Genomic DNA, 10,498 nt, shown 5'->3' with positions numbered 1-10,498 from the left:
CCACCGGGCGGGCACCGTCAAGGGCCTGACCGCCGAGATCGGCGCCTCCGTCACCGCCGGCGCCGTCCTCTGCGAGATCAAGGACTGACCCGGACGGCGTGACAGGGCGCCCGGCGGACCGGTCGAGGGTCCGCCGGGCGCCTTTCGTCCACGGGCCCGCCGGACGTCCGTGCGATCCGGTGGTGGGCGGCGACAGGACGACGCCGCGCCCTCACCTCCTGCGCAGGTCCGCCACCCGGGCCCGTTCGGCACCCGTCGGCTGTTCGGCTCCCAGGCCCACGGCCGGACGGAGCCCGGGGCCCTGGCGGCGCGGCCCGGGGAGGGGCACGTCACGGCGCTTCCGGCCCGCCGGAGGTCCGTCGCCCCCCGAGCCCGCCGGCCCCCCCGGCGCCCCGGCGACGGCGATCTGCACGCCCTGGTCGGCGAGCGCCTGGAGCTCGGTGGCGGCGCGGTCGTCGTGGGTGGGCGGCTCGTCCGTCACGAGGCGGGTGATGAGGTCCGTGGGCACGGTCTGGAACATGGTGTCCGTACCCAGCTTGGTGTGGTCGGCGAGGACCACCACCTCCGCCGCCGCCTGCACCAGCGCCCGGTCGACCGAGGCCGACAGCATGTTGGACGTGGAGAGCCCCCGCTCGGCGGTCAGACCGCTCCCGGACAGGAACGCCCGGGACACCCGCAGCCCCTGCAGGGACTGCTCGGCACCGCTGCCGACGAGGGCGTAGTTCGAGCCGCGGAGCGTACCGCCGGTCATCACGACCTCCACCCGGTTGGCGTGGGCCAGGGCCTGGGCGACCAGCAGGGAGTTGGTGACGACGGTCAGCCCGGGCACCCGGGCCAGCCGGCGCGCCAGCTCCTGCGTGGTGGTGCCCGCGCCGACCACGATGGCCTCGCCCTCCTCCACGAGGTTCGCGGCGAGGTCGGCGATGGCGGTCTTCTCGGCGGTCGCGAGGTGTGACTTCTGCGGAAAGCCGGACTCCCGCGTGAACCCGCCCGGCAGTACCGCACCGCCGTGCCGGCGGTCGAGGAGTCCTTCTGCCTCCAGCGCGCGCACGTCCCGCCGTACGGTCACTTCGGAGGTCTGGACGACGCGGGCGAGTTCACGGAGCGACACGGCCCCGTTCGCCCGCACCATTTCGAGGATCAATTGGCGACGTTCTGCAGCGAACACGAAACTGACAGTAACGCCGACGACCGTCTGCTTTCAGCAGTTTGCGCTGAATAGCAGAAGTTGTTCGCAGCGAACCGTGCCGAGTGGTATAGGGCCCGGTCCCGTCGCCCGTGCCGGCCGCGCGGCCGTCACCGCGCGGCCGGCGGGGGCCGTGTCCGGCCGTCAGGCCTCGCCGCCCGCCTTCCGGGTGTGCAGCTGACGTGCCACCTCGGCGATCGAACCCGACAGCGACGGGTAGACCGTGAAGGCGTTCGCGATCTGTTCCACCGTCAGGTTGTTGTCGACCGCGATCGAGATGGGGTGGATGAGTTCCGAGGCGCGCGGCGCGACGACGACGCCGCCCACCACGATGCCGGTGCCCGGCCGGCAGAAGATCTTGACGAAGCCGTCGCGGATGCCCTGCATCTTCGCGCGGGGGTTGCGCAGCAGCGGCAGCTTCACGGTCCGGGCGTCGATCCTGCCGGAGTCCACGTCGGCCTGGGTGTACCCGACGGTGGCGATCTCGGGGTCGGTGAAGACGTTCGACGAGACGGTCTTCAGGTTCAGCGGGGCGACCGCGTCGCCGAGGAAGTGGTACATGGCGATGCGCCCCTGCATGGCGGCCACCGAGGCCAGGGCGAACACACCGGTCACGTCGCCGGCGGCGTACACGCCCGGGGCCGTGGTCCGGGAGACCTTGTCGGTCCAGATGTGTCCGGAGTCCCGCAGCCGGACCCCGGCCTCCTCCAGGCCCATGCCCTCGGTGTTGGGGATGGCGCCGACGGCCATCAGGCAGTGCGAGCCGGTGATCACCCGCCCGTCGGCGAGGGTCACCTCCACCCGGTCCCCGACCCGCTTCGCGGACTGCGCCCGCGAGCGCGCCATGACGTTCATGCCGCGCCGGCGGAAGACGTCCTCCAGCACCGCGGCGGCGTCCGGGTCCTCGCCCGGCAGCACCCGGTCGCGCGACGACACGAGCGTCACCCGGGAGCCGAGCGCCTGGTAGGCGCCGGCGAACTCGGCGCCCGTGACGCCGGAGCCGACCACGATGAGCTCCTCGGGGAGCTCGTCCAGGTCGTACACCTGGGTCCAGTTCAGGATCCGCTCGCCGTCGGGCCGGGCGTCGGGCAGCTCGCGCGGGTGTCCGCCGGTGGCGATCAGCACCGCGTCGGCGACCAGCGTCTCCTCGGTCCCGTCGGCGGCGCGCACCACGACCTTGCGCGACCCGTCGAGGGACTGCATGCCCTCCAGGCGCCCGCGCCCGCGCAGCACGCGCGCGCCCGCCCGGGTCACGGACGCGGTGATGTCGTGCGACTGGGCCAGGGCGAGCCGCTTCACCCGCCGGTTGACCTTGCCCAGGTCCACGCCCACCACCCGGGCGGCCTGCTCGATGTGCGGGGTGTCGTCGGCGACGATGATGCCCAGCTCCTCGTACGAGGAGTCGAAGGTGGTCATCACCTCGGCCGTGGCGATCAGGGTCTTCGACGGCACGCAGTCGGTCAGCACCGACGCCCCGCCCAGACCGTCGCGGTCGACGACGGTCACCTCCGCGCCGAGCTGCGCGGCGACCAGCGCCGCTTCGTATCCGCCGGGTCCGCCACCGATGATCACGATCCGAGTCACGTACTCCATTGTCCCGCACACTTCACCGTGCGACCGCCCGGGGGGCCCGCCCGCGGCCCCGTCGTCACCGGCGTGCCCCCCGCCCCCGCTGCCGTACCCTTCCCCCATGTCGCTCTACGCCGCGTACGCCGGCAACCTCGACGCGCGGCTGATGTCCCGCCGTGCCCCGCACTCGCCGCTGCGTGCCACCGGCTGGCTGAACGGGTGGCGGCTGACGTTCGGGGGCGAGGGCTGGGAGGGCGCGCTGGCGACCCTCGTCGAGGACCCGCTGGCCCAGGTCTTCGTCGCGCTGTACGACATCGCTCCCATGGACGAGGAGTCCCTGGACCGCTGGGAGGGCGCCGGCCTGGACATCTACCGCCGCGTCCGGGTCCGCGCCCACACCCTGGACGGCGAGGAGCCGGCCTGGACCTACGTCCTCAACGCCTACGAGGGCGGTCTCCCCTCGGCCCGCTACCTGGGCGAGATCGCCGACGCGGCGGAGTCCGCGGGCGCGCCGCACGACTACGTCATGGAGCTGCGCAAGCGCCCCTGCTGAGCGCGCCGGCGGTTCCCCGCCGGAAACGACACGGCAACGATCGTCTTCCGGTGCACCCCGGCATCTACGCGCGTAGGCGAAGACCGGCTACCCTCATCGACGTGAACGCTTCTCTTCTTCCGGACGACCTCCAGGGCGACCCCCACGCCGCAGCCGACGCCGCCGCCTCGCGCCTGCGCGAACTCACCGGCGCCGAGACCCACGACGTCGCCCTCGTGATGGGCTCCGGCTGGGCGCCGGCCGTGGACGCCCTCGGCACCCCCGAGGCCGAGTTCCAGGTCACCGAGCTGCCCGGCTTCCCGCCGCCGGCGGTCGAGGGCCACGGAGGCAAGATCCGCTCGTACCGCATCGGAGCCAAGCGCGCCCTGGTCTTCCTGGGCCGCACCCACTACTACGAGGGACGCGGCGTCGCCGCCGTCGCCCACGGCGTCCGCACGGCCGTGGCCGCCGGCGCCAAGACCGTCGTCCTCACCAACGGCTGCGGCGGTCTGCGCGCGGGCATGCGCCCCGGTCAGCCGGTCCTGATCAGCGACCACATCAACCTCACGGCCACCTCCCCCATCGTCGGCGCCCACTTCGTCGACCTGACGGACCTCTACTCCCCCCGGCTGCGCGCCCTCTGCAAGGAGGTCGACCCCACCCTGGAGGAGGGCGTCTACGCCCAGTTCCCCGGCCCGCACTACGAGACGCCGGCCGAGATCCGCATGGCCCGGGTGATCGGCGCGGACCTGGTCGGCATGTCCACGGTCCTGGAGGCCATCGCCGCCCGTGAGGCGGGCGCCGAGGTCCTGGGCATCTCCCTGGTCACCAACCTGGCCGCCGGCATGACGGGCGAACCCCTCAACCACGAGGAGGTCCTCCAGGCGGGCCGCGACTCCGCCACCCGCATGGGCTCCCTGCTGGCCCAGGTGCTGGGCCGCCTGTAGGGCACCCGGCGGGCGGGGCGGCGGCGCACGGACGGGTGCCCGGGACGGCGGCGGGCTTCCGCACCCGCCCGCGGCGGGCGGGGCGGGGCGGCCGGCGCGTCGGCGCGAGCGCCCCGGCGGGCGACCGGTTCCGCACCGGGCCGGGGACGGACACCCCCGGTCGCGGGCGCTCCGCGCCCCGCCGCAGCCGCAGCCGCACCGCAGACACCCGTACCCGAACCCACCCCCGCAACGAGAGGCTGACCGAACGTGCAAGACGACCTCATCGCACGCGCCGAGGCGTGGCTGGCCGAGGACCCCGACGCGGACACCCGCGAGGAACTCGCCCGCCTCATCGCCGCCGAGGACCACGCCGAGCTCGCCGCGCGCTTCGGCGGCACCCTCCAGTTCGGCACCGCCGGTCTGCGCGGCGAGCTCGGCGCCGGCCCGATGCGCATGAACCGCTCCGTCGTCATCCGCGCCGCCGCCGGCCTCGCCGCGTACCTGAAGAAGCGGGGACACGCCGACGGCCTCGTCGTCATCGGTTACGACGCCCGCCACAAGTCGGCCGACTTCGCCCGCGACACCGCCGCCGTCATGACCGGCGCCGGTCTCCGGGCGGCCGTCCTGCCCCGCCCCCTGCCCACCCCCGTCCTCGCCTTCGCCATCGGGCACCTCGGCGCGGTCGCCGGCGTGGAGGTCACCGCCAGCCACAACCCGCCCCGCGACAACGGCTACAAGGTGTACCTGGGCGACGGCTCCCAGATCGTCCCCCCGGCCGACGCGGAGATCGCCGCGGAGATCGCCGCCGTCACCTCCCTCGCCGCGGTCCCCCGCCCCGCGGAGGGCTGGGAGATCCTCGACGACGGCGTCCTGGACGCCTACCTCGCCCGCACGGATGCCGTCCTGGCCGAGGGCTCCCCCCGCACCGCCCGCACGGTCTACACCGCGATGCACGGCGTCGGCAGGGACGTCCTGCTCGCCGCCTTCGCCCGCGCCGGCTTCCCCGCCCCCGAGCTCGTCGCCGAGCAGGCCGACCCCGACCCGGACTTCCCGACCGTCGCGTTCCCCAACCCGGAGGAGCCCGGCGCGATGGACCTCGCCTTCGCGAAGGCCCGCGAGACCGGGCCCGACCTGGTCATCGCCAACGACCCGGACGCCGACCGCTGCGCCGCGGCCGTCCGGGACGGGGACGACTGGCGCATGCTGCGCGGCGACGAGGTCGGCGCCCTGCTCGCCGCCCACCTGGTCCGCCGCGGCGCGACCGGCACGTTCGCCGAGTCGATCGTGTCGTCCTCGCTCCTCGGCCGCATCGCCGAGAAGGCCGGCCTCCCCCACGAGGAGACCCTGACCGGCTTCAAGTGGATCGCCCGGGTCGAGGGCCTGCGCTACGGCTACGAGGAGGCGCTCGGCTACTGCGTCGACCCGGAGGGCGTGCGCGACAAGGACGGCATCACGGCGGCGCTGCTCCTCACGGAGCTGGCCTCCGTCCTGAAGGCCGAGGGCCGCACCCTCCCGGACCTCCTCGACGACCTCGCCGTGGAGCACGGCCTGCACGCCACCGACCAGCTCTCGGTCCGCGTCCAGGACCTCTCCCTCATCGCGGCCGCGATGCGCCGCCTGCGCGAGCGGCCCCCGGCCGAGCTGGCGGGCCTGCGGGTCACCGGCGCCGAGGACCTGGCCCGGGGCACGGACCGGCTCCCGCCCACGGACGGCCTGCGCTACACCCTGGACGGCGCCCGGGTGATCGTCCGCCCCAGCGGCACGGAGCCGAAGCTGAAGTGCTACCTGGAGGTGGTGGTCCCGGTCGCCGGACGGGCCGGCCTCCCCGCGGCCCGGGCGAAGGCCGGTGAGCTGCTGGCGGCGCTCAAGCGGGACCTGTCACGGGCAGCGGGCATCTGACGCACGCCCGCGGGGCGCCCCACCCGCGGGGCGCCCCGCGGGCGCGGACCCGGCGTTCCGCGTCCCGCGGCCGGCCGTCATCCCGTCGCCAGCAGGACCACCAGCAGCACGGCCCCCGCCGCCGCCGGCGCCAGGATCTCGTACGCCCACCGCACGCTCACCGGGCCCTGGGCGCTCTTCGCTCCCTGCCGGTCCTCGCGCAGTTCCCGCAGTTCGTCCATGATGCGGTCGGTCCGCGCCCGCACCGGCTTCCCCGGCGCGGCGGACGAGGACCCTCCCGGCCGGGACGCGCCGCCCCCGCCCGTCCTCCGGCCCGCGGCGGGGGTGCCGATGCCCTGCGCCCGCTCCCCCATCGCCCGCGCCTCCTGCCGGGCCGCCCGCTTGCGTTCCCGCAGCGACACGGGCAGGGCCCACAGCTGGTACTTCGCGCCGGTGTCGGTGAGGACCTCGTGGGAGTAGCCGGAGCGCAGCGCGGCGACCCGCCCCCAGGGCAGCACGATCACGCGGAAGGGGTTGCGCACGTGCAGCCGGTCGGCGTCGGTCCGCACGGCGGGGCGCAGGGTGAAGGCGACGACCAGGGGCACGACGAGGAGCAGCACGGCCAGCGCCAGCCACGGGGTGCGGCCCTCCCCGGCGACCAGCGCGTCGCCGCCGAGCCATCCGGCGACGACGAGCAGCAGCACGCCGCCGACGATGCCCGGGGCCGACCGGTGCACCCGGCTCCCGCCCTCGGGCTCGGAGGGCCCCGAGGACCGCGCGGGCTCCGGAGCGGGCGACTGAGGCTCAGGGGTGGTCATACCTGCGATTCTGCACGACGGCGCGGGCGGCTTTTCCACGCGGTCCGTGCCGCGGGGGAGGGGCGGACCGGGGCTGTACAGCCGCTACGCGCGTAGATATGCTCGGCTGGTGACCATGCCCACCACTGCACCCCCCGCACACGCCCTGAACGACGTCACCGCGTCCGACAGCACGCTGCGCCGCTTCCTCCACGGGCTGCCCGGCGTCGACGCGGTCGGCCTGGAGGCGCGTGCCGCCTCCCTCGGCACCCGCTCGATCAAGACGACCGCGAAGGCGTACGCCATCGACCTCGCCATCTCGATGGTCGACCTGACGACGCTGGAAGGCGCGGACACCCCGGGCAAGGTCCGGGCGCTCGGCGCGAAGGCGGTCCGCCCCGACCCGACCGACCGCACGACCCCCGCCACGGCCGCGGTCTGCGTCTACCCCGACATGGTGGCCACGGCCAGGGAGGCGGTCGCCGGCTCCGGCGTCAAGGTCGCCTCCGTCGCCACCGCCTTCCCGGCCGGCCGCGCCCCGATCGCCGTCAAGCTGGCGGACGTCCGCGAGGCCGTCGCCGCCGGCGCGGACGAGATCGACATGGTCATCGACCGCGGCGCGTTCCTCGCCGGGAACTACCTGAAGGTGTACGACGAGATCGTCGCCGTGAAGGAGGCCTGCGGCACGGACGCGCGGCTGAAGGTCATCTTCGAGACGGGCGAGCTGTCGACGTACGACAACATCCGCCGGGCGAGCTGGCTCGGCATGCTGGCGGGCGCGGACTTCATCAAGACCTCGACCGGCAAGGTGGCGGTGAACGCCACGCCCGCGAACACGCTCCTGATGCTGGAGGCGGTCCGCGACTTCCGCGCGCAGACCGGCGTCCAGGTCGGCGTGAAGCCGGCCGGCGGCATCCGCACCAGCAAGGACGCGATCAAGTTCCTCGTGCTGGTCAACGAGACCGCGGGCGCGGACTGGCTGGACAACCACTGGTTCCGCTTCGGCGCCTCCTCGCTGCTGAACGACCTGCTGATGCAGCGTCAGAAGCTGGCCACCGGCCGCTACTCCGGCCCCGACTACGTGACGGTGGACTGATCACCATGGCATCCGCATTCGAGTACGCCCCGGCGCCCGAGTCCCGCTCGGTCGTCGACATCGCGCCGTCCTACGGCCTGTTCGTGGACGGCGAGTTCACCGAGGCGGCCGACGGCAGGGTCTTCAAGACCGTCAGCCCCGCCACCGAGGAGGTCCTCTCCGAGGTCGCCCGGGCCGGCGAGGCGGACGTGGACCGCGCGGTACGGGCCGCCCGCAAGGCGTTCGGGAAGTGGTCCGCGCTGCCCGGCTCCGAGCGCGCCAAGTACCTGTTCCGCATTGCCCGGATCATCCAGGAGCGCAGCCGCGAGCTGGCCGTCCTGGAGACGCTGGACAACGGCAAGCCGATCCGGGAGACGCGTGACGCGGACCTCCCGCTGGTCGCCGCGCACTTCTTCTACCACGCGGGCTGGGCCGACAAGCTGGAGCACGCCGGCTTCGGCGCCGACCCCCGGCCGCTCGGCGTCGCGGGCCAGGTCATCCCCTGGAACTTCCCGCTGCTGATGCTCGCCTGGAAGATCGCCCCGGCGCTCGCGACGGGCAACACGGTGGTGCTCAAGCCCGCCGAGACGACCCCGCTCTCCGCGCTCTTCTTCGCGGACGTCTGCCGCCAGGCCGGTCTCCCCAAGGGCGTCGTCAACATCCTTCCCGGCTACGGCGACGCCGGCGCCGCGCTGGTGGCGCACCCGGACGTGGCCAAGGTCGCCTTCACCGGCTCCACGGCCGTCGGCAAGGAGATCGCCCGCACGGTCGCCGGCACCCGCAAGAAGCTCACGCTCGAACTGGGCGGCAAGGGCGCCAACATCGTCTTCGACGACGCGCCGATCGACCAGGCCGTCGAGGGCATCGTGAACGGCGTCTTCTTCAACCAGGGCCAGGTCTGCTGCGCGGGCTCCCGCCTCCTGGTCCAGGAGTCGATCCACGACGAGCTGCTGGACTCCCTCAAGCGCCGGCTCGCCACCCTGCGCCTGGGTGACCCGCTCGACAAGAACACCGACATCGGCGCGATCAACTCCGCGGAGCAGCTCTCCCGCATCACCTCGCTCGTCGAGCAGGGCGAGGCGGAGGGCGCCGAGCGCTGGTCCCCGGCCTGCGAACTCCCGGAGAGCGGCTACTGGTTCGCCCCGACCCTGTTCACGGGCGTCACCCAGGCGCACACCGTCGCCCGCGACGAGATCTTCGGCCCGGTGCTGTCCGTGCTCACCTTCCGCACCCCGGACGAGGCCGTGGCCAAGGCCAACAACACGCCGTACGGCCTGTCGGCGGGCGTGTGGACGGAGAAGGGCTCGCGGATCCTCGCCGTGGCGAACAGGCTCCGTGCGGGTGTCGTCTGGTCCAACACGTTCAACAAGTTCGACCCGACCTCGCCGTTCGGCGGCTACAAGGAGTCGGGCTTCGGCCGCGAGGGCGGCCGTCACGGCCTGGAGGCGTACCTCGATGTCTGACAAGTCCGAGAAGATCGAGAAGGCCGAGAAGATCGGGAAGGCCGGGAAGGCCGAAAGGGCGGAGAGGCCCGAGGGGTTCGGGCGGCTCTCCGTCTTCAAGACCTACAAGCTGTACGTCGGCGGGAAGTTCCCGCGTTCCGAGAGCGGCCGGGTGTACGAGGTGACCGACCCACAGGACGACTGGCTGGCCAACGCGCCCCTCGCCTCCCGCAAGGACGCCCGCGACGCGGTGGTCGCCGCCCGCAAGGCGTTCGGCGCCTGGTCCGGGGCGACGGCGTACAACCGCGGCCAGATCCTCTACCGCGTCGCGGAGATGCTGGAGGGGCGCCGCGACCAGTACGTCCGCGAGGTCGCCGACGCCGAGGGCCTGTCGGAGTCCGAGGCCGGCGCGCAGGTGGACGCGGCGATCGACCGCTGGGTCTGGTACGCGGGCTGGACCGACAAGATCGCCCAGGTGGTCGGCGGCGGGAACCCGGTCGCCGGGCCGTACTTCAACCTCTCCTCCCCCGAGCCGACCGGCGTGGTCGCGGTCCTCGCCCCCCAGGAGTCGTCGCTCCTGGGCCTGGTCTCGGTGGTCGCCCCGGTGATCGCCACCGGCAACACGGCGGTCGTCGTGGCCTCGCAGCGGGCGCCGCTGCCCGCGCTCTCGCTCGGCGAGGCCCTGGCCACCTCCGACCTGCCCGGCGGCGTCGTCAACATCCTGTCGGGCCGCACGGCGGAGATCGCCGCCCCGCTCGCCGCGCACCAGGACGTCAACGCGATCGACCTCGCGGGCGCCGACGAGGCCCTGGCCGAGGAGCTGGAGATCGCCGCGGCCGACAACCTCAAGCGGGTGCTGCGTCCCCAGCCTGTGGACGACTGGTCGGCCACTCCGGGCACGGGCCGCATGACGGCGTTCCTGGAGACCAAGACGGTCTGGCACCCGACGGGTTCCCTGGGCGCCTCGGGATCCGCCTACTGACCCGCCCCCGTACGGCCGCGGGGGGGGGGGGGGGGGGGGGGGGGGGGGGGGGGGGGGGGGGGGGGGGGGGGGGGGGGGGGGGAAGGAGGGGGGGAGGGACCGTAGGCG

Annotated in this window: 9 protein-coding genes; 6 read left to right on the top strand and 3 right to left on the bottom strand. The window is 74.2% G+C overall.

Annotation, left to right across the window (positions count from 1 at the left end; genetic code table 11):
• Positions 1–211: 211 nt before the first annotated feature.
• Together ACZ56B_RS30335 and ACZ56B_RS30330 are read right to left on the bottom strand one after the other, a co-directional pair.
• A complete protein-coding gene (locus ACZ56B_RS30335) occupies positions 212–1,168 on the bottom strand; it encodes a DeoR/GlpR family DNA-binding transcription regulator (protein WP_468797440.1) in 957 nt (318 codons plus the stop codon).
• 162 nt (positions 1,169–1,330) lie between these two features.
• Positions 1,331–2,779, bottom strand: coding sequence for an NAD(P)H-quinone dehydrogenase (locus ACZ56B_RS30330; RefSeq protein ID WP_468797438.1), 1,449 nt, complete (start codon positions 2,777–2,779; stop codon positions 1,331–1,333).
• A gap of 97 nt (positions 2,780–2,876) precedes the next feature.
• On the opposite strand from ACZ56B_RS30330, the gene ACZ56B_RS30325 reads away from it, so the two are divergent.
• The 3 genes from ACZ56B_RS30325 (at position 2,877) to ACZ56B_RS30315 (ending at position 6,115) form a co-directional block, all read left to right on the top strand.
• A complete protein-coding gene (locus ACZ56B_RS30325; RefSeq protein WP_468797436.1) occupies positions 2,877–3,308 on the top strand; it encodes a gamma-glutamylcyclotransferase family protein in 432 nt (143 codons plus the stop codon).
• A gap of 101 nt (positions 3,309–3,409) precedes the next feature.
• The gene (locus ACZ56B_RS30320; RefSeq protein WP_468797434.1) at positions 3,410–4,234 is read left to right on the top strand and encodes a purine-nucleoside phosphorylase; all 825 of its coding nucleotides are present in this window, start codon (positions 3,410–3,412) and stop codon (positions 4,232–4,234) included.
• 249 nt (positions 4,235–4,483) lie between these two features.
• Complete coding sequence (locus ACZ56B_RS30315; RefSeq protein ID WP_468797432.1) at positions 4,484–6,115, top strand: phospho-sugar mutase; 1,632 nt, start codon at positions 4,484–4,486, stop codon at positions 6,113–6,115.
• A 77-nt stretch (positions 6,116–6,192) separates the two neighbouring features.
• Here ACZ56B_RS30315 and ACZ56B_RS30310 read toward each other — a convergent pair whose 3' ends face one another.
• Entirely contained in the window at positions 6,193–6,912 is a 720-nt protein-coding gene (locus tag ACZ56B_RS30310; protein WP_468797430.1) for a PH domain-containing protein, read from the bottom strand.
• A 115-nt stretch (positions 6,913–7,027) separates the two neighbouring features.
• Between ACZ56B_RS30310 and deoC the strand changes: the two genes are divergently transcribed.
• Genes deoC through ACZ56B_RS30295 form a run of 3 tightly spaced genes read left to right on the top strand, consistent with a single transcriptional unit; the run spans position 7,028 to position 10,390 of the window.
• Complete coding sequence (deoC, locus tag ACZ56B_RS30305; RefSeq protein ID WP_468797442.1) at positions 7,028–7,987, top strand: deoxyribose-phosphate aldolase; 960 nt, start codon at positions 7,028–7,030, stop codon at positions 7,985–7,987.
• Between the two features lie 5 nt (positions 7,988–7,992).
• The gene (locus ACZ56B_RS30300; protein ID WP_468797428.1) at positions 7,993–9,429 is read left to right on the top strand and encodes an aldehyde dehydrogenase family protein; all 1,437 of its coding nucleotides are present in this window, start codon (positions 7,993–7,995) and stop codon (positions 9,427–9,429) included.
• Complete coding sequence (locus ACZ56B_RS30295; RefSeq protein ID WP_468797426.1) at positions 9,422–10,390, top strand: aldehyde dehydrogenase family protein; 969 nt, start codon at positions 9,422–9,424, stop codon at positions 10,388–10,390. The genes ACZ56B_RS30300 and ACZ56B_RS30295 overlap by 8 nt, the downstream gene beginning before the upstream one ends.
• Positions 10,391–10,498: the final 108 nt, after the last annotated feature.

The organism is Streptomyces sp. NPDC034670 (assembly GCF_055574875.1).
The sequence above is the reverse complement of the archived record's forward strand: the minus strand, read 5'-3'. Positions and strand labels throughout refer to the sequence as shown.

Coding starts and splice junctions, on each gene's coding strand:
- ACZ56B_RS30310 (WP_468797430.1), bottom strand. CDS start 6,912: ATGACCACCCCTGAGCCTCAGTCGCCCGCTCCGGAGCCCGCGCGGTCC.
- ACZ56B_RS30325 (WP_468797436.1), top strand. CDS start 2,877: ATGTCGCTCTACGCCGCGTACGCCGGCAACCTCGACGCGCGGCTGATG.
- ACZ56B_RS30295 (WP_468797426.1), top strand. CDS start 9,422: ATGTCTGACAAGTCCGAGAAGATCGAGAAGGCCGAGAAGATCGGGAAG.
- ACZ56B_RS30330 (WP_468797438.1), bottom strand. CDS start 2,779: ATGGAGTACGTGACTCGGATCGTGATCATCGGTGGCGGACCCGGCGGA.
- ACZ56B_RS30300 (WP_468797428.1), top strand. CDS start 7,993: ATGGCATCCGCATTCGAGTACGCCCCGGCGCCCGAGTCCCGCTCGGTC.
- deoC (WP_468797442.1), top strand. CDS start 7,028: ATGCCCACCACTGCACCCCCCGCACACGCCCTGAACGACGTCACCGCG.